The sequence below is a fragment of the Rothia sp. P5764 genome, from assembly GCF_048512965.1.
Classification (GTDB): Bacteria; Actinomycetota; Actinomycetes; order Actinomycetales; family Micrococcaceae; genus Rothia.
In genome coordinates this window covers 41,733-66,758 of record NZ_JBLXXQ010000002.1, presented here as the reverse complement: position 1 = coordinate 66,758, position 25,026 = coordinate 41,733, and the positions used below count along the sequence as shown (strand labels likewise).

Sequence of the window (25,026 nt, the reverse complement as noted above, 5' to 3'; positions counted from 1 at the left end):
GAAGAGGAACCGCGCGGGGAGGTTAAAGGCGGGCGGCTTGGATAGCGGTCACCAGGATTCCGCGACCACCAATCTCATAGAGCTTATCCATCACCAGATTGGCGCTCTTGCGGGGAACCATTGAGCGGATAGCTACCCAGCCTTCCCGAGAGAGCTGTGAAATAGTGGGGGCCTCAAGACCGGGAGTGAGCTGGGTCGCCTGAGCAAGGTTTTCTTCGGCAATGTTGTAGTCAATCAGCACGTACTGGCGGGCAATCAGCACACCCTCTAGCCGGCGCTGAAGACGTTCAAGACCGGCATGGTCCTCCACACCTGGGCGTTTAATAAGCAGGGCCTCTGAGCGCATAATCGGGTCACCAAAAGGCTCAAGACCGGCGGCACGCATAGTGTTACCGGTTTCCACAACATCGGCGATAGCATCGGCAACGCCCAGGCGGATAGACGACTCAATCGCGCCGTCCAGCCTGACAACCGAAGCCTTGATACCGGAACGCTCCAGGTAGTCAGTCAGCAAACGCTTATAAGAGGTTGCAATCCGCTTACCCTCTAGCTCTTTGGGGTCGCTGTACACTCCTACGGGACCGGCCAGGCGGAAGGTAGAACGGGCGAAGTCAAGGTTGAGGGCTTCTTCGGCGTGGGTACCAGAATCAATCAGCAGGTCCCGGCCGGTAATACCAACATCCAGGGTACCTTCGCCAACGTAAACCGCAATGTCACGGGGGCGCAGGTAGAAGAACTCCACATCATTTTCACGGTCCACCAGAACCAGCTCGCGAGAGTCACGACGTTGAAGGTAACCGGCCTCGGTCAGCATAGTAATGGCGGCTTGGGAGAGCATGCCCTTATTGGGAACAGCAACGCGCAGCATAGTCTATAGTCCTTTGCAAGGTGATGAGATTTAGAGGTACTTGTAGATATCTTCGGGAGTCAGTCCCTTGGCGATCATCATGACCTGCAAATGGTAAATCAGTTGTGAGGCTTCTTCAGCACATTCAGCGTCGGATTGGAATTCGGCAGCCATCCATACTTCTGCCGCTTCTTCAACAATTTTCTTGCCGATAAAGTGTACACCGCGGTCCAGCTCGGCAACCGTGCCGGAGCCTTCAGGCCGGGTTTGAGCTTTTTCAGCTAATTCTGCGAACAGGGTTTCAAAATTCTTCACGCCCTTTAGCCTACCGTGATTTGGGTGGGTGGGAGTAGCTGGGGAGCCCGCATCTTGCATTTCGGGCACCCCGGTAGGCCAGCGCTGGGGTGGGCTGAGCTGAAAACCACCCTGAGCACTTACCTTCTGAGTCATGAAGCCTTAGATTGAGCGCAGGGCGACCACGGTTTCTAATGCGGCGGCGGTAGCTTCATAGCCCTTGTCCTCGGATGAACCGGCAAGCCCCGCCCGGTCCAGGCCCTGCTGTTCGGTATGGCAGGTCAAAACACCAAAGCCAATAGGGGTCTTGCTCTCAACAGATACCTTGGTCAGACCGCTGGTCGCGGCATCACAGACGTAGTCAAAGTGCGGGGTATCACCGCGCACTACAACGCCCAGAGCCACAAGAGCATCAAACTTCTCCGCCAAGTGAGCGGCAGCTACCGGCAGCTCAAAGGTGCCCGGAACGCGCACGATCAGGGGCTCAATTCCCGCCTCCTGGGCCGCACGGCGGGCGCCATCAAGCAGTCCGTCCATGATCTGGGTGTGCCAGGAGGCGGCAACGATAGCCAGGGATAGCCCGGCGGTGTCCTGGGGGTTAATGGTGGGTGTAGGTGCTCCTGCGCCACTCATGGTGTTCTCCTTGCTTGGGGCCTTCGGTTCTGCCTGCTTAGGGGCAGGCACTCTCTTAGTTCTTGTTTTGAAGTCTATCGGCCATTGAGCCCTATAGGGCTGGTTGCTAGGCCAGGCGGTGCCGCATCCGGTCGCGTTTGGTGGCTAGGTAGCCCTCGTTTTCGGGGCGGGGTTCAACAATGTCAGGTACTAGTTCAAGTACCCTTACTCCCAGCCTTTCCAGGGCTTCTGCCTTGGCGGGGTTGTTGCTGAGCAGGCGGATCTGTGTGAGCCCCAGCCTTGTGAGGACAGCAGCGGCCTGAGTGTAGTCGCGGGCATCTGCGGGCAAGCCCAGCTGAAGGTTGGCGTCCAGGGTATCTATCCCCCGGTCTTGTAGGGCATAAGCCCGAAGCTTGTTAACCAGCCCGATGCCCCGGCCCTCCTGCCCGCGTAGGTAGAGAACAGCCCCGCCCTGACGCTGGACGGTCTCTAGCGCCTGTTCTAGCTGGGGTCCGCAATCACAGCGGTAGGACCCCAGCAAATCGCCGGTAGCGCACTCTGAGTGAAGCCGGATGAGTGGGGAGCTCTCCCCCGTTTTCTCATTCCCGTCAGCATCAACGGCTGTGGCCAGCATGTGTTCGTTACCATCTGAAAATTCAAAGCCGCGCACAGCAAAAATACCCTGCGCAGTGGGCACCAGAACAGGGTCGCTGCTCTGGATCAGTTCAGCTATTTTACTGTTCAAAGGTGTCACGTTCCTCTAGGTAGCTCACGAGATCAGCGATTGAAATCATGGGCATCTTGTGCTGGGTGGCAAATGCGCGCAGGCCATCAAAGCGCATCATGGTGCCATCGTCGTTCACTACTTCTGCGATAACACCAACACCCGATAGGCCAGCGAGGGTGCTCAGTTCAAGGGCGGCTTCGGTGTGTCCAGGGCGCACGCGCACACCTCCTTCTACCGCCCGGAGCGGCAGAACATGGCCGGGGCGGGTCAGGTCACACGCTCCAGACTCGGGGTTTGCAAGTACTCGTAGGGTGTGGGCTCGATCAGCCGCTGAGATGCCGGTGGTCACCTTGTACCGTGCATCGCAGGTCACGGTGTAGGCGGTGCCCTTAGCGTCCTCGTTGACCTCCACCATAGGGGGCAAATTGAGTAGGTCAGCACGCTCACCGCTCATCGGGGCACAAATCACGCCGGAAGTATAGCGAATGGTGAAGGCCATGAGCTCAGGGGTGGCATGTTCGGCGGCAAAGATGATATCACCTTCGTTTTCGCGGTCTTCGTCATCTACAACGATTACGGCCCCTCCACGAGCGATTTCTGCGATGGCTCGTTCAACGGTATCGAGGGCCTCGGTAGGGTGGGCCGATGAAGCAGCCGGGACGTGGGCAGCTATACCCAGGCCCGGCACAGAACCGGAAACAGCCAGAATTCGCTGGACATACTTGGCCAGCGCATCGGTTTCCAGGTTGACGGTATCACCTACGGTGAGTTCGCCCAGGGTGGTTGCTTCAAGGGTGGCAGGAATCAGGCCCACTTCAAACCAGGTGGTGTCCGCCTGGGGTTGGGAAACAGCGGTGATGGTCAGGGAAGCGCCAGATACGGTAATGGAGCCCTTTTCTGTCAGGTAGGAGGCCATATCACGGGGTGCCCTAATCCGGATGGTCCGCCAGGACTCGTGGTCCTGAACCAGCACAACGGTGCCCAGCCCGTCAACGTGTCCTTGCACTAGGTGCCCGTCAAAGCGACCGTTGGCGGGCATACAGCGTTCCAGGTTGACCCGGTCGCCGGGGGCCAACCTGCCTAGGTTGGTGCGCTCTAGGGTTTCGCCCATCATGTCAGCAGCAAAGCTACCCTTGGCAATTTCCTGGGTGCGGGTGGCGGTCAGACACACGCCGTTGACGGCTAAGGAACCGCCGTGCTCAAGGTCAGCGATAAGATCGCCCGCCTTGATTGTGACCACCGCGGATTTGGGGCGGCCTGCTGAGTCGAGGACCGGTTCAATGGATTCTACGGTTCCTGTTGCGGCAATAATTCCTGTAAACATGAGGGGGTCTTTCGGGCTGGTTGGAAAGTTCGGCTAGGTAAAAAGTCTTAGTGCGGGGTCTGAGAGGCCGGTACCAGGTGGGTTGCTGTGTCGACGCCAAGCTGTCGCAGGGCTGGGGACATGCCCAGGTCATCGAGCTCCCAACGGGCCGCCCGGCTCAGGGTGTCGATGCCCAGCTCCCCTAGAGCAGGTTTCCCCGCGCCCAGGAGCAGGGGCGCCCGGTACCAGTAGAGTTCGTCCACCAGGTCCTGAGCCATGCAGGCAGTCAGCAGGGTGGGGCCGCCCTCAATCATGAGGTGACGGACTCCCTGCCTGTAGAGGTCTGAGAAAACCTCGGTTAGTTCACGCCTACGGTAGTGCAGGGCTTGACCTGCCGCTACCGCAGATTGCAGGTAGCTAGCGTCAGGCAGTGAGCTACGCCCAATGACGACGCGCAGGGGCTGGCGCTCTGATAGTCGGCCCTGACCACGGGCGGTGAGCTGGGGGTTATCAGCCGCAACGGTTGCGGTACCGACAGCAATGGCGTCTACCCGGCTCCTCAGGGTGTGCCCATCCTGGCGGGCCTCTGGGCCGGTAATCCACTGGCTGGTCCCGTCGCCGGCCGCGATAAAGCCGTCCAAACTACTGGCAATTTTTGCGGTGACGAAGGGGCGACCGGCTACCTGGGCCTGGAACCAGCGCCTGTTGAGGGCAAAAGACTCCTCAGCTAAAAGCCCAGAGCCTACCGTGATTCCCTGGGAGCGCAGGTAGTCTCCCCCACCTGCGGCCAGGTCGGTGGTGTCGCTGGAGGCGTAGATGACCTCGCTGATTCCGGCTTGGGCGATAGCGTGGGCACAGGGGCCGGTGCGGCCGGTATGGTTGCAAGGTTCTAGGGTAACCAGCATACGGGCACCGGTCAGGTCGATACCGGCTGAGCGAGCCTGGGCAATAGCGTGGGCCTCGGCGTGCGGGGTTCCGGCCCCTCGGTGCCAGCCAGTCACTAGATGGTGACCATCGGCTGATAGGATGACTGCGCCGACCAGAGGGTTGGCGCCCCGAAGGCCCCGCCGTGCAGCCGCAAGCGCCAACCGCATGGCCTGCACCTTGCCCACATGCGTCATTTTCGGACATCCACTGTGGGATCAGGGAAGATAGTTTCCAGTTCCACCCGGTCTGCCTCGCGGTTGCGGGTTCGCCACCAGATAAAGAAACCGGTTAGCGTGAAAGCACCGTAGAAAATATACATGAAGGCGCTGGCGTAGTAACCGGCTGACCAGAGCAGAGGAACACCGACGATATCGACAGCTACCCAGACCAGCCAGAACTCAACCCAACCCTTAGCCATGCCGAAGGTTGCTAGCAGGGAGCCGGTGAAGATCCAGGCGTCGGACCAGACTGGCTCATAGGAGCCCAGCGCTCGGAATACCGGGGTCAGTAAGCCTGTTCCCAGGATCATAAAAAGCACCATAAAAATTCGTTCCCGGCCACTGGCCCAGCGCGGTGATACAGCTGACTGGTTCGCCCCCAGGCCCCTGCGGGTTTGGCTCCACCGGTACCAGCCCCAGATGGATACCGCGATAAACATGAGCTGTCGGCCTGCTTGGCCTAAGAGATTAGCAGTACCGTAGTCAGACCCGAAGACTGTGCCCAAAAAGACGGTGAGCAAGAGCAGATTACCTATAATGCCTACCGGCCAGGCCCAAACTTTACGGCGCATACCGCCCAGGGCAGACAGCAGGCCAAAAATATTTCCGAGGACTTCGCGCACCAACAGTGACTGGTGATCGCCAAGGGCAATCTGTGCGTCGAAGAGCCACCGCAAGAGATCCATAAAAACTCCCGAAGCTAGTGGCTCCGGGAGAACAAAACCAGGTGTGCCCTGCACAGGTGCGCCAAGATAGTGCCCGCCAGGGCAGGTCTTCTTTGCACCCGAACGGGTACGGCAGACGGCACGGGGGCCGTCTCGACGGTTTGCTCGTGCTACCTTCCATCCAGACTGTACTGTCGGTACAGGAGTTTCACCTGTCAGGTCCCTACCCCAAAGGGGCTAAGGATTAGCGGACTATCACCGCCGGTTCGGATTTTCACCGGGTCCCGGAGCACGATGTTTTATTACTGTTCAAGTTATAGCACGTACGGGGCTGTCTTGGGTACCTGTTTGCTGACCGCCGAACTCAGCTCGACTAGGCGGCTCTAAACGGGCAGGGCAGATAAGAGGTCGGCTTGCTAGGATAGGTGAAGATTTTTTCTCTCCCCAGTGAAGGGTAAAGCCCATGAGCGATACAAAACCCGCTAACGTCCAAAAACGCGATACCACCTTTAAGCAGGAGCACGGGGCAGTTGCTCATCTGCTTAAGCGCAAGCCGGAACAGGCCATTGCCCGTGCTGTTCGCGGTGCGCAGAAGCTCTTGGACGAAGCCCAAAACAAGCAGGCTCTTAACGTGCTCACTCTGGTCAAGCCCATTCTGGCCAAGCGCCCCGAGGCTGAGCAGACCGAGTACTGGATGATGCTGGCTACCATTCATCAGGCGATGGGTAACCCGTTAGCGGCCCAGCGGGCAGAGGAAAACATCAGGGCGTAGCACACCAGCAGGGAAGTCTGGACGCATGGGAGATAATCTACATCTATCTGTGGATAAGTTACCCCCGGAGGCAATAACTATGTCACAACCGAGTCATAAATAGCTTAGTTTTCCCATGTCACTAGCGCTTATGCGGCTCCTTGAGTAAGAAGAAGGTACAGCCTGTTTTGGTTGTATCAGATTCTTCTACCAGTGTTTAAGGAGCCCGCAATGACCGCTTCCCTGTTTCCTTCCGCCGCCCTAGGGTTTGCTCTCGTACTCAGCCTGAGCGGGTGCGTTCTTCAAGCCCCTCAGCCAGAGAAGACTGGCTATCAAAAAGCTGAGCAAAGCACCAGCTCAACCCCCTCAGCCAGTTCAAGCCCCAGCCCCCAAAGTACGCTAGGGACCCAGCCCTCTGCCTCACCCCATGATTCAGCAGGCAGGGTGACTCCTTCACAATCAGTATCACCCCGGTTGCACGGCAAAACCACCGAAGGCCCCAAAACCGAGCTGGCCCCACCGGTGGCAGACCCCGGTGCTCGCCAACAAACCGCAGATGGGCTTTATCTCTTTGCCGAGCATTGGGCCGCAACCTTCAACTACGCGGTCGAGACGGGTGACTTCAAGCCCCTTGAAGATACACTTTCACCCAGAGTCAGCCCCCGGTGGTCAGAGATTATTGCATCGCGTAAGGACGTCTACACCATCAAGGGGTGGATTGAAGGCAACACGATGTCTATATCTCGGCTCAACTCTCCCCTAGCCGATGTGGGCAAGGGGGCCCAAGGTATGGTCATCAGCCTTGAGCTTACAGACGGCCTCATGCGCGGGACAGACCCGCGAACAGGAAGGGAATACACCTACGACATCGAGGGTGACCCCGCCATGGAAGTCGTATTTATTGCTGAGTACATCGAGGGCAACTGGAAATTCATTACCACCACCGAGGGCAGTAAACCTGGGCAGTAAAAAACTGAACCTGTGGCCTAGGCATTATGAGCTTGGGGGCAGTTTCTGAAGCAAGTCCTGGACAAACTCAGCGGCCTCTAGGTCACCGGCCGCACGGTAGTGCTCTGTAGCTGCTCGCAGGTGTTCTTCGGCCCGCTCTGAATTCCCCTGCTGGGCAATAACCAGGGCTAGAAGCTGGTGAGTCTCCCCCAAGCCCACCAGGTCATTGTGTTCGCGGGCAAGGTCTAGTGCCTCGGTGAGGTAGTTCAGAGCTTGTTGCTCTTCACCGGTTGCCAGAAGCCCCTGGGCCATAGCACTACGTACCTGCACCATTTGCTGGGGCATACCAGCCTGACGGTAGAGCCCATAGGCGGTTTCTAAAAGCTCCTGGGCCTGGCTCTCTTGCGAACCGTAGCGCGCTAAACCCGCTAAAGCCAGGTAATTATGAGCCTGCCCTTGGACGTTACCGGAGGACTCGTAGCCGCCTAGCCCCTGAGCGTACCATTGCTTAGCTTTTTCAAGCTGCCCCAGCTCCGCATAGATTGAACCCGTTTCTGTGGCAAAATCCGGGAGTTGTTCGGCATGGGGTTTCTTCTCAGCCAGTAGAGTGTAAGCCTCTTTAACCTGCTCCAGAGCGCCATCAAGCCTGCCTAGATCGCGGTTAACCTCGCTTGAGATTTTAAGGGCAAGAATCAGGCCAAAGACTTCGCCGGCATTCTCAAACCCAGCGCTGGCTTCACGCAGGTCAGCCAGAGCTTCTTCCAGACGTTTCTGGCTGATTTTTTCCTGCGCCCGTGAGAGCGCAGCATCAGCTTGGGTCAGAAGGTGTGTTTGGCTACTCATTATTTTCCCTTCATTTATGCTTGCGGGCTGAGACTTGCCGCCCGGCGCAGCCCGGCAATAGCGGCGGGGATGTCGTCGGCCCCATAGACCGAAGAACCGGCCACAAAGCAGGTGGCACCGGCTTCTGCCGCGCGTAGGATCGTTTCGGTGGTTATCCCGCCGTCAACCTGTAGCACCAGGTCAGCGCCTGAGCCTTCAATAGCGGCGGCCGCACGTCGAATCTTGGGCAGAGTAAGGTCCAAGAAGGGCTGGCCGCCGAAGCCGGGCTCGACCGTCATAATCAATAGCATATCCAGCTCGGTGAGCATATCCAGATAGGGTTCCACCCCGGTGGCCGGGCGCAGAGCCATACCGGCCTGTGCCCCGGACTCACGCAGGGTACGAGCCAGCTTAATCGGGGCGGTAGCCGCCTCAGCGTGGAAGGTCACCGATTCACAGCCCACTTGGGCGTAGGCGGGAGCCCAGCGATCAGCCTCCTCAATCATCAGGTGCACATCAAACGGCACCGGGGAAACCTCTTTGAGCCTCTTCACCACGGGTAGGCCCCAGGTCAGGTTTGGGACAAAGTGCCCGTCCATCACATCGATGTGGGCCGCATCGGCTGAAGAAATAGCCTTGAGTTCTTCGCCCAGCCGCGAGAAGTCTGCACTCAGAATAGACGGGTGAATATGGCAGGTCATGAAGTCTCCTCGGTCAAGATGATGTGCTGTTTCCATGCTAGTGCCTTGAGCGCCTGAAGCAGTAAAGATAATCACCATCACAGTCTCAGCGGCCTGTATGTGTAGGGGCTTACAGCTCCCTCACAGCTAAAATATACTGGCTTCTTCTCGCAAAGGTTAGGAAAATGATGAACTCGGTTCTGCTTGCAGTACTCGTGATGCTTGTCCTCTCCGCGGCCCGTGTGCATGTTGTCCTAGCGCTCTTTATTGGTGCGCTGGTGGGTGGTTTGTTCGGCGGGCTCGGTTTCGATGGAACCATGGTGGCCTATCAGGAGGGCCTCTCCGGTGGAGCCATGCTTGCTCTCTCCTATGCCCTACTGGGTGCATTCGCTATGGCCGTGTCCAGCTCAGGGCTACCCCAGTTACTTGCTGGATCAATTATTAACCGGGTGGGTGTCCAAAGCGCTCAAGGAAAAAACGGCCTTGAATTTGCCGTCAAGTGGTTCCTTCTCGCGGGGATTTTGGCCATGTCCGTAATGTCTCAGAATCTTATTCCCGTGCATATCGCTTTTATCCCTCTGGTTATTCCGCCGCTCTTAGCTGTTTTTAACCGTCTGCATATTGACCGCCGTCTGCTGGCCTGTGTGATCACTTTCGGTTTGGTGACAACCTATATGTTCCTACCGGTTGGTTTTGGCGCTATCTTCCTCAATGACATTCTGCTGGGCAATATCAAGTTGGCAGGTATGTCCACAAACGGTATTAATGTCATGCAAGCGATGATGATTCCTGCCGCCGGTATGGTTTTCGGTCTGCTCCTTGCTATTTTCTTCTCTTACCGCAAACCCCGAATCTACCGTGATGTTGACATTGATTCTGCATCACAGGCTTCCCAGGAGATCAGCACATTCAAGGTCCTTGTTGCTCTGATTGCTATTGTTGCGACCTTTGCAGTGCAGGTTCTTATGCAGAGCATGGAGACCGAGGCTAACTCACTTCTGGTCGGAGCACTTGTTGGCTTGACAATTTTCATGGTGACCGGCGCGGTTGAGTGGCGCAAGGCTGATGATGTCTTTACGTCCGGTATGCGCATGATGGCGCTGATCGGCTTCATCATGATTTCAGCACAGGGTTTTGCCTCCGTTATCTCAGAAACCGGTGACGTTGAGCCACTGGTCTCATTTGTTGCCGATGTCTTCGCAGGTAACAGGGCCGCGGCTGCTCTAGCTATGCTAGTTGTCGGTCTTATTGTGACCATGGGTATTGGTTCTTCTTTCTCAACCTTGCCCATTATCGCCACCATCTACGTGCCGCTGTGCCTTGCCTTGGGATTCTCGCCACTTGCGACGGTATCTATCATCGGTACCGCAGGTGCGCTTGGTGATGCCGGTTCCCCAGCCTCTGACTCAACCCTGGGACCCACTTCCGGTCTGAATGTTGATGGTCAGCACGACCATATTCGAGACACCGTCATTCCCACTTTCTTGCACTATAACCTGCCACTACTGGGCGCCGGCTGGGTCGCGGCCATGATTCTGTAAAAACCTTACCTCACGAGCTCAAGGGGCCGCTGCTACCATTCCGGGTAGCAGCGGCCCCTTTGCCATGCCTGCTGTAGTCTCTAAGAGCTGGCTGACTTGCGGGTTGTGACCACCTGAATCAGGACAGGAATCAAAGAGAGCAGAATGATACCCACAACGATCAGGTCAACGTGCTCACGGATAAAGGCGATTCCTCCCAGGTAGTGACCTGCGATGGGCAGCAGGGTGCCCCAGAGGAATGCTCCGATCAGGTTCCACTTAACAAAGGTTGTGCGGGGCATCTCGTTGATGCCTGCTAAGACGGGGACGACGGTACGGACAATGGGGACAAAACGGGCGATGACTACGGTTCGGGCACCGTATTTTGCAAAGTACTCGTGGGCCTTGTTGATGCGTTCATCGCCAATCATGCGACCAGCCCGTGAGCGCAGGACTGCCGGCCCTGTGCTCTTTCCGATCTGGTACCCGGTCTGGTCACCCACGAAACCTGCGGTGACGGTCACCAAAAGTAGGGCCCATAGAGGTGCAATTTTGGTCTCGCCGCTAGTCATGAGCCCTGCGATAAACAGGAGCGAGTCGCCGGGCAGGAAGAAGCCAATCAGCAGGCCGGTCTCGGCGAAAAGAACCAGCGCAATGCCAATGAGGCCGAACGTGGTTATGAGATGCTGGGGGTCTAGTAAAGAGGACATAGATTATAGCTTTCTAAAGTGAGGGCTTACAGACCTAGTTTTTGCGAAAGAGGGCAAAGAACATAGCGTCAGTCCCGTGGATATGGGGCCAGAGCTGAGCGGTGGTTGCGCCCTGGCCTGCTCCATCAGGGCTAAAGGAGGGGTCTTTCTCCCCTGCCAGTAGGCTTTGCCCCCGGTCATCGGTCAGGGCTACCGAGGTGAGTGCGGCCCCCGAGTCGAGCAGGGTCACGTCGGTCTTACGCAGAATATCGTGCACGATGCTCTGGGTTTCTGCGGTATGTGGAGAACAGGTGACGTAGGCAATCAGACCACCGGGTCGGGTGACTTCTGCTGCGGCCTGGAAGAGCGAGAGCTGAAGGGGCAGAAGCTCAGCGATATCGCGGGGGTTCTTACGCCAGCGAGCCTCGGGACGGCGGCGCAAGGCACCTAGACCTGAGCAGGGAACATCGACCATAACACGGTCAAAAAGTGCACTGGCTTCTGCGCTACCGGGCATTTTTTTCTGCTGGCTCAGTGTGCTGGCAATTTCCCGGCCATCAACGGTGAGTACCGTGTAGGTGCCTTCCGGAAGCGGGGCCAGAGAACGGCGGACCAGTTCGGCCCGGTGCTCAGCAGACTCGTTAGCCACCAGGGTAGCCCCGCGCTGGGCCCCCAGGGCACCGAGTAGGGCGGCTTTACCGCCGGGACCTGCGCAGAGGTCAAGCCAGCGACTGTCTGGGCCCTCCAGTGGGGCATCAGCCAGAGCACGAGCTACCAACTGTGAGCCGACGTCCTGGGCCCGAACCACACCACTGCGCACTGTCTCTAACCGGGCTAGGTCGCCCGAAGCGTAGAGGGCAGAACCTTGAACGAGCTCACCGTCGCTCGCACCGGCGGCGCGGGCCTCGTCTAGGGTCCCCAGCCCGGGTAACTCAACCAGGTTCACTACCGGTGAGAGGTTATCGGCTTCAAGCAGTTGCTCTACCTCACTGGGCGCACGGCCGTGGGCAGCAAGGGCCTGACGGAAGGACCGGACGACCCAGGCCGGGTGGGACTTCTCCAGGGCCAGACGGGTCAGCTCATCGGGTGCCTGAGAGGCAATCAGTTCGTGCCATTGCTCGGGGCTCCGTTCTGAGACCCGGCGCAAGACCGCATTGACGAAGTTGGCAGGGCCGGTACCGATTTCGGAACGGGCCAGTGCAACGGTCTGGTTGAGAGCGGCATGATCGGGCACTCGCATGGCCATGAGCTGGTGAACTCCCAAACGGAGGACCAAGAGAATCTTGGTACCGATTTTTTCCACCGGACGGTCAACACAGTGGGCCAGAATCGCATCATAGGTTCCCTGATTACGCAAGGTTCCGTAGGTCAGCTCGGTGGCAAAGCCAGCATCACGGGCATCGAGCCGTGCAGTGCGGATAGCTTTGGGCAAAACCAGATTAGCGTAAGAGTCCTCATGGGCTACAGCCAGCAATACCTGGTAGGCGACGGCGCGGGCCTTATCAGCTCTGCGGGCGCGCTGTGAGGGCGCGGCATCAGAAAAGACGCGGTCTTTGACGGCCTTCCGGTTGCGTTCACGGCCCTTAGCATTACGGCGGCTCTCCTTGTCGTGTGCGCTGTTTTCCTGTGCAGGACGCCCACGGTAGGAACCACTCGTGTTACCGGTCTGGGGCCCGGCACTTCGTTTGCCGCGGGAGCCGCGCGGGTTGGGGGTGCCGCCTCGGTTGGCTGAGCTAGGACGGCCTTTACCGTGACCGCGTGCTGCGCGGGGTGCGTCATGGGCACTCATACCAAAACTACTTTCTGATCATTGATAGCCGCGCTTTGGCCTCGTGCCCAGTCGGCGGCGTTCATCATCTTCTTCCCGGCAGGTTGGACCTGGGTAAGTTCAAGGCTACCGTCACCACAGGTGACAACGGGTTTCTTGCCCGCAAGGTGGACTGTGCCTGGTGTCCCTCGAGTGGGAGCTTCTGAGCGGCGAAGCATGCCAATCTTGAAGCGGGCACCGCCAAGCTCCGCCCATGCCCCAGGTTCGGGTGTCACGCCGCTTACCTGAGCTAGAATCTGGCCGGTGGTGCGGCTGAAGTCAATTTTTCCGTCGGCGATGGTAAGCTTGGCAGCGTGTGTTGCCTGCCCGGTTTGGGGCTGGCCGGTAGCGCCCTCAGCGATATCTGCAAAGGTAGCAGAGAGCAGGGCTCCACCGGTAGCCGCGAGCCGGTTCAGGATATCACCGGCGGTATCAAACTCGCCCACAGGTGTTGACTCCTGACGGAAGACCGGGCCGGTATCCAGGCCTGCCTCAATACGGAAAGTATTCGAGAAGATTTCGCTTTCCCCGGCCATCAGCGCTCGCTGAACCGGTGCGGCACCGCGCCAGTTAGGAAGCGCAGAAAAGTGGAGGTTAATCCAGCCGTGGGGAAGAAGGTCCAGCGCTCGCTGAGGGAGCAGGACTCCAAAGGCAACAACAGCCGCAATCTCCGCCCCGGTGTCAGCTACAGCAGCGTGAATCTCGTCATGCCAGCGGCTGGCCTTAATAACGGGTAGTCCCAGCTCCTGAGCACGCTGGGCTACGGGTGAGGGAGTAAGAACCCTCTTACGCCCCACCGGAGCATCTTCGCGGGTCAGCACAGCAACAACGTCGTGCCCAGCTTGGAGCAGGGCATCAAGCGGGGCAACCGCGAGTTCAGGCGTGCCAGCGTATAAAACCTTCATATCAACTTTCTTGTGAGGACCGACTAGATACCAAAGGAACCCGGCTTGCGCCCGGCCTTTCCTTGGCCTGCGCCCAGCGAACCGCCGAGGGCACCAAAAACCGATGAGGCCTGAGCGGCCCTCTCCCCTTGGACGGCGGCGGCTACCTCGTTGTAGCTAGACTGGCGGATCTTACGCCAGACGTTTTTCTTGTCTTCGCCCACCAAGCGATCAATAAACATAGTGCCATGCAGGTGGTCAGTCTCGTGCTGCAGCATGCGAGCAAAAAGGCCTTGGCCCTCGTAAGTCACAGGCTGCCCCTCACAGGTAAGACCCGTAACTCGCGCCCAGTTCTTGCGCGGAGTCGCAGCAGATAAACCGGGAACGGAAAGGCACCCCTCGCCACCCTCCTGGGGTTCGTCCCCTATCTCAATCACCGGGTTAATGACGTGCCCTTCAAGCCCATCAATGTTGCCAAAGGTAAAAATCTGCTTGGCAATCCCCACCTGGGGGCCAGCTAATCCCACGCCTTCAACGGCGTACATGGTTTCGAGCATGTCATGGACCAGCCTGCACAGGTCCTGGTCAAAAACGGTAATGGGGTCACAGGGAGTGCGGAGAACCGGGTCACCTACGGTGCGGATAGTCAGAATGGTCATGAGCTCTCTTGGGCTAGGGTACAGGGGTCTATGAGGCAGCTTTACCGGGGTGCTCGGCAGAATCAGCAAACGGTGGCGGCACCAGAGGCATCAGTGACTCTTCGGTACTCTCAGTCAGCTCTCGGTTCAGATCCCATACTCTTTTGAGGGCACAGAATTTGAACCAGTTGCTTTTGAGTACCTGTGGGTTGGCTTGCTGGGGAACAACCTGGGTCTGGCCCACGGCTACCCCCATCAAGATGCTAGCTCCACCGTGTTTCCAAGGCTCCCACTCACCGTTTTCAGCGTCGATAAGAGCCTCTTCAGCTTTGAGCCCGGCCACCAGTTGCATAACGACCTTATCGTCCAGAGGCTTGACCCGACCTTTGCGGTCGGTGCCCTTGGTTTTATAGTCAATGATGCAGGTGTGGCCCGCTATTTCTGCTACCAGGTCAAGGGTGCCAGCATAACCCACTGTCTGGTTCCAGATAGTGACCTCGGTAGCTAAGGGTTGAGGGCGGTACTGTTCCCACCACTCATCAAAACGGTCAGCGTAGGCCTGCTCACCGTGGGCTATCAGGTTTTCACGGAAGCCTTCCAGCTCATGAGGCAGGCCCATGGCTCGTAGGGCGACCTGCTCCGCATAGTTGTGCACACGGTCCCCGCGGGCTGCGGCATCGTCTCGGTAGCGCTCCGATGCGCTCGCCGCGTCACGGATAATGGCAAATTTGAGCCCAGCGCTACTTGATGCTCGGTAGGCTCGCTGATCTTCAAGAGCAGCTTTGGCTGCCATGTAGCCATGCCAACCACTCAAGTCACTGGCCTGTTGCCCAATAACTGTAGTAATGGAAGGCACCAGCAACTCCCCGCCCACGGTGCGCGCATACATTCGACCGTGGTCGGTGGCCTGCGCGAGCATGGGAGTGGTCAAAGAAACGTCCTGACGTGGTGGGGCGGGGTTGGCGATAGATTCAGGCGCCGGGTACCTTGCATCAATCTGGGCTGCCGGCGCTCTATCGATTATACGCGCCTGGTCACCTCAATACGAGGGCACCCGTAGGTAAGCTCGGCTACCCCTATACTGCTTTGCTGCTGTCTTCTGGCTAAGTCCCCTGTTGATCACTGGGCATCAAAAAGCCCGACCTCCTAGGAGGCCGGGCTTCTCTTTGTGCGCGATACTGGGATCGAACCAGTGACCCCTTCCATGTCAAGGAAGTGCGCTACCGCTGCGCCAATCGCGCGTGGAGGTGAGGACGGGATTCGAACCCGCGTACACGGTTTTGCAGACCGTTGCCTAACCACTCGACCACCCCACCACACGCTCAGGCCGGGGCCTGAGTTGCGAAAACTAGTGTTTCCGAGAGAGCGGTTGACGAGACTTGAACTCGCGACATCCACCTTGGCAAGGTGGTGCTCTACCAACTGAGCTACAACCGCAACTTGAACAACTATACACAAGGGCAGGGCCTGTTTCAACCTGGGGTGTTTGGGTTGGCTTGTAATGGAGAGGGGTATGGAAAAACCCCCGGCCATAACCGGGGGTTTGTCTGGAGCGGTTGACGAGACTTGAACTCGCGACATCCACCTTGGCAAGGTGGTGCTCTACCAACTGAGCTACAACCGCAGTTGCATTTCTATGCAGGGCTTCACCCTGTGCTGGATACGCAATGTATCTTGCGTGCGCGATACTGGGATCGAACCAGTGACCCCTTCCATGTCAAGGAAGTGCGCTACCGCTGCGCCAATCGCGCTAGAACCCTCGCCTGAGGGTTAGCGAGCGGTTGACGAGACTTGAACTCGCGACATCCACCTTGGCAAGGTGGTGCTCTACCAACTGAGCTACAACCGCATGTTTGCTGATTCCTTGGGGAACCGAACCAACGAGTAAATACTATACACGGTGTTTTGGTTTACGCAAAATTGTTATTTTGTGGTGTTGTTTGGCCGGTTTTTCCTTGATTTATAGGGGTTTTGGGCCGGTTTTCATGGGGGCGCTTTATTATTTTTATTCTATGGACTGTGCCACAGTTATTGGCGGGTTAGGATATGTTGCATTGTTGTGGTGGTGCCAAGGGAGGTTTGAGCTGTGCTACCCAGTCTTCTGACAGAGCGTTTGACCTTGAGGGCTTTACGTTTAGGGGATCTGTCTGCCCTGGTTGCAGCCTGCAGGGACCCGGAGATTGTCCGCTGGTGTGTGTCAATTCCGCTGGGATACACGGAGCAGGATGCCCTGGATTTTATCAGTTACTCACATGATGCTGCCCTTGCAGAGGCTGAGTTCATTTGGGCTATTGATGCCAGTGGTGTTTTCGCCGGGGTGGTCAGCTTATTCGATGTGTCGAGGTCTTCAGCCGAGGTTGGCTTTTGGCTTGCTCCCGATAGCAGAGGTCAAGGTTTTATGGCTGAGGCTTTGGGAGCGGTCACCGGTTTTGCACTGGATCCTCTGGGCTTGGGCTTGGATAGGCTAGTGTGGACTGCCCTGCAGGGGAACAGCTCCTCGGAGAAGGTTGCCCGCAAGGTTGGCTTTGAGGGTTTCCGCACTCTTCCTGAGGGCACGCCCGGTCGCCCAGGCTTTGATGGAGTTGCCCTCATGCAGACTGCGCGTCAGGCGGAGCTGACTCGCCAGCGGTGGGCTGAGGTTGGTTTCCCCGGCTAAAGCGGCCCCTGCCCTAGGCGCTCAAGAGCAAAAGCCCCGGCTCCTTCGCCGCCAGAAGGAACCGGGGCTGGTGTTTAAAGTGTGCTCTTCTAGGAAGCTGACTTCTGCCCTGCTGTGTGGCCTTCGCGGGCAAGAGCGGTTAGACGAGAAACGGCTCGGAAGTACTTTTTCTGGTAGCCGCCTGTCATCATTTCTTCGGTGAAGACCCTGTCAAAGGGAAGTCCGGAGGCGATAATCGGCAGGTCTTTATCGTAAAGACGGTCAGCAAGCACCACGAAGCGGAGGGCCACGGCCTGCTGGGTAATGGTTGTGACATTGCGCCAGGCAATAGCATCAAGCCCTTCAATAAATTGGCGGTAACGAGAGGGGTGAACCTTGGACAGGTGCTCAATGAGGTCCTCAAAGCTATCGATTGCAACGGTGCCAAGTGCACCAAAACCTGCTTCAACAGCGGCATCAAACTGCTCAGGTGCAAGGGGGTCCGGTGCCGGGTCAAGCCCGCGGTGGCGGTAGTCCTCGCCATCTACACGAATCACATCAAATTGGTCTGAGAGTACCTGAATTTCACGCTTGAAGTCTGCGGCGGCAAAGCGCCCCTCACCGAGTGAGCCGGGCAGAGTATTGGAGGTGGCGACCAGCTTCACCCCTGCTTCGGCCAGCTCACGCATGAGTCGGGACATCAGCACGGTGTCACCGGGGTCATCGAGTTCAAATTCGTCAATACAGACCAGCTTGTAGCCTGAGAGGGCTTCAACCGTCTTGCGGAAGGTGAGTGCACCGACCAGGTTGGTGTATTCGACAAAGGTACCGAAAGCTTTAGGGCCCTCTACTGCGTGCCAGAGGGAGGCAAGCAGGTGGGTTTTACCCACACCAAAACCACCGTCTAGGTAAAGACCTGGCTTACTGACGTCCTTTTTCTTGCCCCCGCCAAAGAGCTTGCTTAAAAATCCACCGCCACTAGCGACGCCACCATTGATACTATCCCCGAAGGCTCGTAAGGCATCGACTGCCGCCTGTTGTGAGGGCTGCGCTGGGTCCGGGCGGTAGGTATCAAAGGACACCTCACCAAAGCGTTCTGAGGGGCGAAAACCCGCCAAAAGTTCATCAGCAGAAACCTGGGGGGTACGTTCGGTGAGGTGGGTGTAGGTGGCCACGTGCCTAACTTTCCTTGAGCGCAAGGGTGCGCGGGTTACATGTACAGCACCAGTGTAATGGGTGCGGGAGGTAAGGGCCGGTAGCGGTTAAGACTTTGGGGGGTGATGACACTAAGGCGGTTGAATTCTTCACAGTTCGTAGCGTTTTCCGCTGTCCGGCAGTTTCCGCTGGCGTGTTCCTTTTAGGCTAGTAAAGGTTAATCGGAAGCAAAAAGAAAGGGTTTCTCGTGGCCAAGGGTAAAAAGAAAGCCGGAGCATCTACTGCCGCACTTGCTCTCTTGCAAGAAAGCGGGGTTGCCTTCACCATGCGCGAATACGAGCACGTCCAGGGTGAAACCCAGTTTGGTCTGGAGGCCGCTCAGAAGCTAGGCCGCTCCCCCGAACAGGTTTTCAAGACACTCATGATTAATCACGACAAAGATTTTGCGGTCTGCCTGGTTCCGGTAGCAGGCAAACTCAACACTAAGGCCGCCGCCGCCCAGTTAGGGTGGAAGAGCGCCAAGATGGCCGAACCTAAAGTAGCTGAGAAGCGTACCGGGTATGTTGTGGGCGGCATTTCTCCCCTGGGCCAAAAGACAGCCCACCCCACCCTGATCCATGAAACAGCCCAGCTTTTTGACACCGTTCTGGTCTCGGGTGGGCGGCGTGGCCTCGATCTTGAGTTGGCTGCTGATGATCTGGTCAGGCTAACCGGCGGCTCCTACGCCGATATTGCGGCACCCTAACACCTCAAGAGATAGGAGGGGGCAGCCAGCCGCTGCCCCCATCACTGCCTGAGCTTATTCTGCCGACTTAGCCTGATGTACTGGCAGGGTCAGCCCCAGCTTATCCCCCAGCCACTTTTCCACGGTGCTCTCCCAGAGCTCAGGGTCCACGTTCCACTCGCGGGTGTGGGGTGCCCCTGTAAAGGGAACAAAATCCACCAGCGGTGAAGCCTGCGCTAACTGTTCTGATGGCTGATAGGGCACGTAGGTGTCATCGCGGGAATGCAGAATCAAGGTGGGTAGAACAATGTCCTGTACACGGTTAGGCCAGGATATCTGTTCAAGCCGAATCGGCTCGTGCAAGCCGGTAAACCCGGTCAGTGCAGGGTGAGAAATCATGTGCACACCCAGCTTTCCTATCGAGAGGGGAATCTTGTTGAGCTGAGTATGGTAACGGATGAGTTCAAGCCAGTCCAGGGCGGGCCCATCAAGCACAAGGCCCCGGATAGCGCGGCGGTTAGAGGCAAGGTCAACTGTTTGCATACAGATAGAGCCACCCATAGACCAGCCAAAGAGCACTACATCTTCAGCACCATGAGAAAGTGCGTAGTCGATAGCAACTTCAATATCGCGCCATTCGGTAAAGCCTAGGCCGTAGCGGCCGTCTTCACTGGCCGGAGCTTCACGGTCGTTACGGTAGCTAACATGCAGGCTGGTAAGCCCTAGCTTTTGAGTCACTGTCAGTGAGCGCAGGGTTTCTGCACGTGTTGACCCCATGCCGTGAACCATCACAATCCAAGTGCTACTGGGAACTGCTGATGAATCAGATTCAGTAGCGCTATCAAGCCAGGCATTAGGGTGCACTACCCAGGCGGGGGCAGGACCAACAGGCAGGTTAAGCTCGATGTCTTGGTAGCGGTAGCCAGCCATCTGGGGGTCGGTGGCTACAACACCGGTGAGTCTGCCGCGTTTGCAGGTGGTGATGTCGCCTCGATAGACCCCTTCGATGGACCGTACTACGGTCTGCTCGGTCGGCAGGTAGGAGATTACCTCGCCCAGCAGGGCGAACCCTGCTCCCCCGGCAAAATAAAACCCGTAGCGGCCTGGAGCCTGAGTCCGTTCCGTCGCGTCTAGGCAGATACTGGTGGGCTGTTGGTCTTCTATATTTTCAGCGGTTCCGTAGCCCACCGAATAAACACGAACATCTTCGTGGGGTGCTTTGGGCGGGACAACAATTTTGCGGGCAAAGTGTGTTGCCAGTCCTGCCGCCCCCAGTGCACCAGCCATAGCAAGGGTGGCACCTGCGGCACCAGCAACTCCTGCGACGGTAGCTAGAGTGAGGGTGCGCGCCGTTGAAGATGTGTCCTGCTCTGTATTCATAATGACCAGTCTAGGGGAGGTATTGCTACTAGCGGGAACGGCACACCCGTGATGTTACCAACCAGTAACCTTGTAAGGAATATCAGGGACAAGGCTGATGCCTTATTCCACTGGGTGTAATCTGGCTGAATATACATACTGTGTTATCGATATGGGTAAGGACTATACAAAATGTCTGAGCATCTACCGGGCCTAGGAAAAATCGCAAAAAACTGGAAAGAGGTTCTGACCCCTACTGAGTACGCTGTGCTCAGAGAGGGCGGTACCGAGCCTGCCTTCACCGGCCAATACTGGGATACCACCACCGAGGGTATCTACTCCTGCAGGGCTTGCGGCACCGAGCTCTTCCGGTCCAGCGAGAAGTTTGAGAGCCACTGCGGCTGGCCTTCCTTCTTCGAGCCCTTGGCAGAAAACCGAGTGCTTTATATAGAGGACCGGTCTTTGGGAATGGTTCGTGTTGAAGTGCGCTGTGCCGCCTGTGATTCTCACCTTGGCCACGTCTTTAAGGGTGAGGGCTACGATACCCCCACAGACCTGCGTTACTGCATCAATTCTGTCTGCCTCACTCTGAATGAGAAACCGCTTGAGCCCTAGCTTGAGAAACAGGACAGCAAGAAATATTTAAGCATGAGGTAATCTTCTACCGTTCAATCTCACACTCGCGACATAACCGGGTAACAGGGTTAGCTGACATAATAGTGGGGTAGTTTTCCACCGGGAGGGAGTTTTATTGTGGCGCAAACTGACAAGGTGGCAGCACCTTTAAGCGCCTCCACCGGGGGTTTTGAGATACCCGAGGGAATCACGATTCCCGAGGTTGTCTTTCTCGATGAACCCGACGGTGGCACTCCCAGCGTTATTACCACCGACCGTGGCCTGCAGAGAGTTGCCGACATCCTTGCCTCCCAGAGCGGTCCGGTAGCAGTCGACACCGAACGAGCATCGGGCATCAGGTACGGTCAGCGAGCTTTCCTGGTACAGCTCAAACGAGGTAACTCCGGGGTCATCCTCATTGACCCGGAGAGCTTCCCCCATCTCTCCCCCATCAACGAGGCCTTAGCCGGCGCTGAGTGGGTTATCCACGCCGCAAGCCAGGACCTTCCCTGCCTGGCAGAGCTGGGGATGCGCCCCGATGTGCTTTTCGATACCGAACTGGGCGGTCGTCTTGCTGGCTTTGAGCGGGTTGGCTTGGGCTATATGGTCGAGCATTTGCTGGGTTATAAGCTCGCCAAGGAGCACTCAGCGGTGGACTGGTCCCATCGGCCCCTGCCCGCGCAGTGGCTCAACTATGCGGCTCTTGACGTTGATATTCTGCTTGATTTGCGCGATGCCGTTGAGTCTGAGCTCAGGGCACAGGGCAAACTCGAGCTGGCCCGGGAAGAATTCAACGCGGTTCGCGAGCGCACCGGGTTTGAGCAGAAACCTGATCCTTGGCGCAAGACCAAGGGCATCAGGGATTTGAAAACCCGCCGCCAGCTCACCGCTCTGCGTAATCTTTGGTACGAGCGTGATCACCTTGCGCAGAAAAAAGATGTGGCCCCCAAGCGGCTGCTTCCCGATTCGTCCTTGATTGCTGCGGCGCGTATCATGCCGCAGACAGTTCCAGCGGTGTTGGCGATACCGGGTTTTCAGACTCGTTCCCTCAAACGAGAGGCTCCCCGCTGGGTCAAGGCCATTACCGAGGCGAAGAAGGAACCCAGCCCGGTTCCTTTCACTCTGCCTGCGTCTGGGCCGCCGCCGCTGAAGGCCTGGGAGGTTAAGAGGCCGCTTTCCGCTGAACTGATTGCAGAAGCTAAGCCCCTTGTTATTGAGATCAGTGAGCAACTCGGTATGCCTCAAGAAAACCTGCTGACCCCCGATATCCTGCGGAGGCTGTGCTGGGACCCGCCTGCGGGTTCGGGTGAGCAAGAACTTAGGTTAGCCCTGCTTGAACTTGGGGCGCGTCAGTGGCAGATTGAACGTGTAGCGGGGCATCTGGCCAGGGTATTCACCCGGGTCAGAGCCCAACACTCACAGTAAGGATTGTACCCATGTGCACCACATGCGGCTGTCAGAATAAAGAAGAAAAACCCATTGTTGATGCTCCCCAGGAGCTAGCCGCGAGTAACCCTTCAGGGTTTTCCCGCCGCACAGCGATTATTGGTGCTGGTGGCCTGGGGGCAGGCGCGGTTCTGCTCTCTGCCTGCGGCTCCAAGGATGGCCAAACACTCACCGAAAGCGACGGTCGCCCTGCCGAACCAACCGACATGGCCGCCACCAGCGACGTACCGGTCGGCGGGGTAATTCAGGCTACAGCAAAGGGGAGCGTCGTCATGATTAGCCAGCCCACCGAGGGCGCTTTCCATGCCTTCTCATCGGTCTGCACCCACCAGGGGTGCCAGCTCAAGGCCTTGAAAGATAAAAGTATTTCCTGCCCCTGCCACTCCTCAGTTTTTTCGCTGGAGGATGGATCTGTCCTTGGTGGTCCTGCTGAGACTCCGATCGCGGAATTCCCGGTCGAGGTTAAAGACGGACGTATCTGGGTCGGCTAAGGCTACCGGTAGTCAATAGAAAAACTAAAGCGGCTCTTTCTTCTGCTGAAGAAGAGCCGCTTTGAGTGTCCCTGCGCTGGGATTTGGAGGGTTAGGAGGTGTGTTTAGGCCGTTCGCCCTCTGTTCGCGCGAAAGGCACCATATCGCCCGAAAGCTGAGCGAGAATATCGGAGCTAATTTTTTGAGGTGTCAGCCCCACTTCCTCAAGAATTTCACCGCGCTCAGCGTGCTTGATGAACTCGGCGGGCAGACCCAGCTCGTTCAGTGCTGTGTCGATACCAGCTGCGCGCATTTCCTGGCGAATCCGGGAACCTACGCCACCGGCTCGGACGCCGTCTTCAAGGGAAACCACGATGCGGTGCTCCCCTGCCAGCTCAATAAGGCTGGCAGGTACAGGCATGACCCAGCGGGGATCTACCACCGTTAGGCTCACCCCCTGGCTACCCAGCAGTTCGGCTACATCAAGCGCTAGGCGGGCAAAAGCACCCACGCCAATCAAAAGCACGTCGCGCTGACCGCTTTCAGCGTGAGGCTCCCCTAGCCGCCTGAGAATATCGGCCCCGTCTGCGGTCCGTTCAAGGGCGGGAATATCGGGGCCTACTGAGCCCTTGGGGTAGCGCACAACCGTAGGAGCATCAGAGATAGCCACGGCTTCTCGCAGTTCCTCACGCAGGGTCACTGCGTCACGGGGAGCTGCAAGATGCAGGCCCGGAATAAACTGCAGAAGAGCCAAATCCCACATGCCGTGGTGGCTGGGGCCATCGGGGCCGGTCACGCCGGAACGGTCCAAGACGAGGGTTACACCAGCCTTATGCAAGGCAACGTCCATGAGGAGCTGATCAAAACCACGGTTGAGGAAGGTGGCGTAGAGGGCAATGACAGGGTGCTGGCCGCCGTAGGCCAGACCCGCGCTCATGGCAAGAGCGTGCTGTTCAGCGATTCCTACGTCAATCACGCGGCCCGGGTGGGCCATAGCCATAGGTTTGAGCCCAACAGGAATGAGCATAGCGCCGGTGATTCCGACAATGTCCTCGCGCTCATCGGCAATATCTTTGATTTCCTGAGCAAAGATACTGGTCCAGGATTTACCAGAGGACTTAGCTAGGGCTTCACCGGTATCAGGGTCAATCACCCCCACAGCGTGGAACATATCGTCTTTATCGCTTACTGCCGGGGCGTAACCGTGGCCTTTCTCGGTCATAGCGTGAACGATAACGGGGCCACCATAGTTTTTAGCTGATTCTAGGGCTTGCTCGATTTCCTGCAGATCATGGCCGTCAATCGGTCCCACGTATTTCATCCCCAGGTCTTCAAAAATGCCACCGGGCACCATGACGTCCTTAATGCCCGCTTTCATGCCGTGCAACCCACGGTAGACCATCTGTCCCAGGGGGCCGCTCTTCTGAAGTTTGGTGCGGGCAATATCGAGGGTGCGCTCGTAGCGCGAGTCCAGGCGAACCTTATCGACCTTATTCTGAAGTTCATGTTTCAGGGCAGCCAGGTGGTTAGCGAACCCACCCACGGTCGGCGCGTAGGAACGACCGTTGTCGTTAACAACAATGACGACCTTGCGGGACCTATCAGCCGCTATATTGTTGATAGCTTCCCAGGCCATGCCACCGGTTAGGGCACCATCGCCGATGAGGGCAACAGTGTAACGGTCCTTTTGGCCGGTGAGTTGGTAGGCGCGGGAAACACCGTCAGCCCATGACAGAGACGACGAAGCGTGTGAGGACTCAACGATATCGTGCTCAGACTCAGCCCGCTCAGGGTAGCCAGCGATACCGCCTTTCTGGCGCAGGGTCGAAAAATCTTGCCGACCGGTAACCAGCTTGTGGACATAAGACTGGTGCCCGGTATCAAAAATGATGGAGTCCTGCGGTGAATCGAAGACCCGGTGAATCCCAAGAGTCAGCTCAACAACACCGAGGTTGGGGCCAAGATGCCCGCCGGTCTGAGAGACATTGGCAACCAGATAATCGCGGATTTCCTGAGCCAGCTCCGTCAGCTGCTGCGAGCTCAAGGAGTTCAGGTGCCCCGGCTCCCGGATAGTTTCTAGTAATCCCACGATGTCTCCCTCACAACCTGACCGGCCGGCTGAGTCTCCTGGTAAGGAGCCACGGAGCGAGCCAGTGGTTACAGTCTCTGGTGTCTTGCAGTTAAGTAACTTTACCCGCTTGGTGGTCGTTTAGCGATTCGCATTGTGAGAGCAAAAGTGCCGTTTTCATTTCAGCTAAGTTACAGGCCGCGTCATTACACCCTAAGAGAC

The 25,026-nt window shown here is 57.5% G+C and carries 25 protein-coding genes, 6 tRNA genes and 1 riboswitch; of the genes, 8 read left to right on the top strand and 23 right to left on the bottom strand.

The genetic code is table 11. The features are described from left to right. Positions 1–22: 22 nt before the first annotated feature. The 7 genes from hisG to pnuC all read right to left on the bottom strand — a co-directional run bounded on the left by hisG (position 23) and on the right by pnuC (position 5,614). A complete protein-coding gene (gene hisG / locus ACN08Y_RS04005) occupies positions 23–868 on the bottom strand; it encodes an ATP phosphoribosyltransferase (protein WP_419100468.1) in 846 nt (281 codons plus the stop codon). Between the two features lie 30 nt (positions 869–898). Next, positions 899–1,162 carry a phosphoribosyl-ATP diphosphatase gene (locus ACN08Y_RS04000; protein WP_419100469.1) on the bottom strand — a complete coding sequence of 88 codons (264 nt, stop codon included), beginning with the start codon at positions 1,160–1,162 and terminating at the stop codon, positions 899–901. Between the two features lie 141 nt (positions 1,163–1,303). Then, entirely contained in the window at positions 1,304–1,774 is a 471-nt protein-coding gene (ribH, locus tag ACN08Y_RS03995) for a 6,7-dimethyl-8-ribityllumazine synthase (protein WP_419100470.1), read from the bottom strand. A gap of 106 nt (positions 1,775–1,880) precedes the next feature. After that, positions 1,881–2,498 carry a GTP cyclohydrolase II gene (gene ribA / locus ACN08Y_RS03990; protein ID WP_419100471.1) on the bottom strand — a complete coding sequence of 206 codons (618 nt, stop codon included), beginning with the start codon at positions 2,496–2,498 and terminating at the stop codon, positions 1,881–1,883. Beyond that, positions 2,488–3,804: a 3,4-dihydroxy-2-butanone-4-phosphate synthase gene (gene ribB, locus ACN08Y_RS03985; protein ID WP_419111903.1), complete on the bottom strand. Its 1,317-nt coding sequence runs from the start codon at positions 3,802–3,804 to the stop codon at positions 2,488–2,490. The genes ribA and ribB overlap by 11 nt, the downstream gene beginning before the upstream one ends. A gap of 47 nt (positions 3,805–3,851) precedes the next feature. After that, positions 3,852–4,904, bottom strand: coding sequence for a bifunctional diaminohydroxyphosphoribosylaminopyrimidine deaminase/5-amino-6-(5-phosphoribosylamino)uracil reductase RibD (ribD, locus tag ACN08Y_RS03980; RefSeq protein ID WP_419111902.1), 1,053 nt, complete (start codon positions 4,902–4,904; stop codon positions 3,852–3,854). Then, positions 4,901–5,614 (bottom strand): nicotinamide riboside transporter PnuC, encoded by a 714-nt coding sequence (pnuC, locus tag ACN08Y_RS03975; RefSeq protein WP_419104324.1) that lies wholly within the window; start codon positions 5,612–5,614, stop codon positions 4,901–4,903. The genes ribD and pnuC overlap by 4 nt, the downstream gene beginning before the upstream one ends. Before the next feature lie 143 nt (positions 5,615–5,757). Beyond that, positions 5,758–5,889, bottom strand: a riboswitch (FMN riboswitch). Positions 5,890–6,056: 167 nt separating this feature from the next. Between pnuC and ACN08Y_RS03970 the strand changes: the two genes are divergently transcribed. Together ACN08Y_RS03970 and ACN08Y_RS03965 are read left to right on the top strand one after the other, a co-directional pair. After that, entirely contained in the window at positions 6,057–6,365 is a 309-nt protein-coding gene (locus ACN08Y_RS03970; protein WP_419100475.1) for a hypothetical protein, read from the top strand. A 210-nt stretch (positions 6,366–6,575) separates the two neighbouring features. Beyond that, a complete protein-coding gene (locus ACN08Y_RS03965; RefSeq protein ID WP_419111901.1) occupies positions 6,576–7,313 on the top strand; it encodes a DUF6318 family protein in 738 nt (245 codons plus the stop codon). A 24-nt stretch (positions 7,314–7,337) separates the two neighbouring features. Here ACN08Y_RS03965 and ACN08Y_RS03960 read toward each other — a convergent pair whose 3' ends face one another. Further along, positions 7,338–8,135 (bottom strand): hypothetical protein, encoded by a 798-nt coding sequence (locus ACN08Y_RS03960; RefSeq protein ID WP_419100477.1) that lies wholly within the window; start codon positions 8,133–8,135, stop codon positions 7,338–7,340. Positions 8,136–8,149: 14 nt separating this feature from the next. Beyond that, positions 8,150–8,815, bottom strand: a complete 666-nt coding sequence (rpe, locus tag ACN08Y_RS03955) for a ribulose-phosphate 3-epimerase (RefSeq protein WP_419111900.1) — start codon at positions 8,813–8,815, stop codon at positions 8,150–8,152. A 164-nt stretch (positions 8,816–8,979) separates the two neighbouring features. Between rpe and ACN08Y_RS03950 the strand changes: the two genes are divergently transcribed. Continuing rightward, positions 8,980–10,335 carry a Na+/H+ antiporter family protein gene (locus ACN08Y_RS03950; RefSeq protein ID WP_419111899.1) on the top strand — a complete coding sequence of 452 codons (1,356 nt, stop codon included), beginning with the start codon at positions 8,980–8,982 and terminating at the stop codon, positions 10,333–10,335. 80 nt (positions 10,336–10,415) lie between these two features. On the opposite strand, the gene ACN08Y_RS03945 is transcribed toward ACN08Y_RS03950, so the two are convergent. From ACN08Y_RS03945 to ACN08Y_RS03895, 11 genes are all read right to left on the bottom strand, one after another. Beyond that, a complete protein-coding gene (locus tag ACN08Y_RS03945; RefSeq protein ID WP_419111898.1) occupies positions 10,416–11,024 on the bottom strand; it encodes a DedA family protein in 609 nt (202 codons plus the stop codon). Positions 11,025–11,058: 34 nt separating this feature from the next. Next, the gene (locus ACN08Y_RS03940; protein WP_419111897.1) at positions 11,059–12,792 is read right to left on the bottom strand and encodes an RsmB/NOP family class I SAM-dependent RNA methyltransferase; all 1,734 of its coding nucleotides are present in this window, start codon (positions 12,790–12,792) and stop codon (positions 11,059–11,061) included. After that, positions 12,789–13,715 (bottom strand): methionyl-tRNA formyltransferase, encoded by a 927-nt coding sequence (fmt, locus tag ACN08Y_RS03935; protein WP_419111896.1) that lies wholly within the window; start codon positions 13,713–13,715, stop codon positions 12,789–12,791. The genes ACN08Y_RS03940 and fmt overlap by 4 nt, the downstream gene beginning before the upstream one ends. Before the next feature lie 23 nt (positions 13,716–13,738). Then, positions 13,739–14,353 carry a peptide deformylase gene (gene def / locus ACN08Y_RS03930; protein ID WP_419111895.1) on the bottom strand — a complete coding sequence of 205 codons (615 nt, stop codon included), beginning with the start codon at positions 14,351–14,353 and terminating at the stop codon, positions 13,739–13,741. Positions 14,354–14,381: 28 nt separating this feature from the next. Continuing rightward, entirely contained in the window at positions 14,382–15,263 is an 882-nt protein-coding gene (locus ACN08Y_RS03925) for a cytochrome (protein WP_419111894.1), read from the bottom strand. Between the two features lie 238 nt (positions 15,264–15,501). Continuing rightward, positions 15,502–15,573, bottom strand: a tRNA-Val gene (locus ACN08Y_RS03920). Between the two features lies 1 nt (position 15,574). Continuing rightward, a tRNA-Cys gene (locus tag ACN08Y_RS03915) sits at positions 15,575–15,648 on the bottom strand. A 48-nt stretch (positions 15,649–15,696) separates the two neighbouring features. Further along, a tRNA-Gly gene (locus ACN08Y_RS03910) sits at positions 15,697–15,769 on the bottom strand. 111 nt (positions 15,770–15,880) lie between these two features. Further along, positions 15,881–15,956: transfer RNA gene (locus tag ACN08Y_RS03905), tRNA-Gly, on the bottom strand. Between the two features lie 55 nt (positions 15,957–16,011). Beyond that, positions 16,012–16,083, bottom strand: a tRNA-Val gene (locus ACN08Y_RS03900). A gap of 25 nt (positions 16,084–16,108) precedes the next feature. After that, positions 16,109–16,181: transfer RNA gene (locus ACN08Y_RS03895), tRNA-Gly, on the bottom strand. A 237-nt stretch (positions 16,182–16,418) separates the two neighbouring features. On the opposite strand from ACN08Y_RS03895, the gene ACN08Y_RS03890 reads away from it, so the two are divergent. After that, positions 16,419–16,988 (top strand): GNAT family N-acetyltransferase, encoded by a 570-nt coding sequence (locus ACN08Y_RS03890; RefSeq protein WP_419100484.1) that lies wholly within the window; start codon positions 16,419–16,421, stop codon positions 16,986–16,988. Positions 16,989–17,077: 89 nt separating this feature from the next. On the opposite strand, the gene zapE is transcribed toward ACN08Y_RS03890, so the two are convergent. Further along, positions 17,078–18,142 (bottom strand): cell division protein ZapE, encoded by a 1,065-nt coding sequence (zapE, locus tag ACN08Y_RS03885; protein ID WP_419110582.1) that lies wholly within the window; start codon positions 18,140–18,142, stop codon positions 17,078–17,080. 227 nt (positions 18,143–18,369) lie between these two features. On the opposite strand from zapE, the gene ybaK reads away from it, so the two are divergent. Continuing rightward, positions 18,370–18,867: a Cys-tRNA(Pro) deacylase gene (gene ybaK, locus ACN08Y_RS03880; protein WP_419111893.1), complete on the top strand. Its 498-nt coding sequence runs from the start codon at positions 18,370–18,372 to the stop codon at positions 18,865–18,867. Positions 18,868–18,921: 54 nt separating this feature from the next. Here the strand turns inward: ybaK and ACN08Y_RS03875 are convergent, their stop codons facing one another. Beyond that, positions 18,922–20,226: an alpha/beta hydrolase family protein gene (locus tag ACN08Y_RS03875; RefSeq protein WP_419111892.1), complete on the bottom strand. Its 1,305-nt coding sequence runs from the start codon at positions 20,224–20,226 to the stop codon at positions 18,922–18,924. Positions 20,227–20,397: 171 nt separating this feature from the next. On the opposite strand from ACN08Y_RS03875, the gene msrB reads away from it, so the two are divergent. The 3 genes from msrB to ACN08Y_RS03860 all read left to right on the top strand — a co-directional run bounded on the left by msrB (position 20,398) and on the right by ACN08Y_RS03860 (position 22,757). Beyond that, on the top strand, positions 20,398–20,820 hold the full coding sequence (gene msrB, locus ACN08Y_RS03870; RefSeq protein ID WP_419104314.1) for a peptide-methionine (R)-S-oxide reductase MsrB: 423 nt from the start codon (positions 20,398–20,400) through the stop codon (positions 20,818–20,820). Between the two features lie 138 nt (positions 20,821–20,958). Continuing rightward, positions 20,959–22,245 carry an HRDC domain-containing protein gene (locus ACN08Y_RS03865; protein ID WP_419110586.1) on the top strand — a complete coding sequence of 429 codons (1,287 nt, stop codon included), beginning with the start codon at positions 20,959–20,961 and terminating at the stop codon, positions 22,243–22,245. 11 nt (positions 22,246–22,256) lie between these two features. Further along, on the top strand, positions 22,257–22,757 hold the full coding sequence (locus tag ACN08Y_RS03860) for a Rieske (2Fe-2S) protein (RefSeq protein ID WP_419104312.1): 501 nt from the start codon (positions 22,257–22,259) through the stop codon (positions 22,755–22,757). 91 nt (positions 22,758–22,848) lie between these two features. On the opposite strand, the gene dxs is transcribed toward ACN08Y_RS03860, so the two are convergent. Further along, entirely contained in the window at positions 22,849–24,825 is a 1,977-nt protein-coding gene (gene dxs / locus ACN08Y_RS03855) for a 1-deoxy-D-xylulose-5-phosphate synthase (protein ID WP_419111891.1), read from the bottom strand. Between the last annotated feature and the right edge of the window lie 201 nt (positions 24,826–25,026).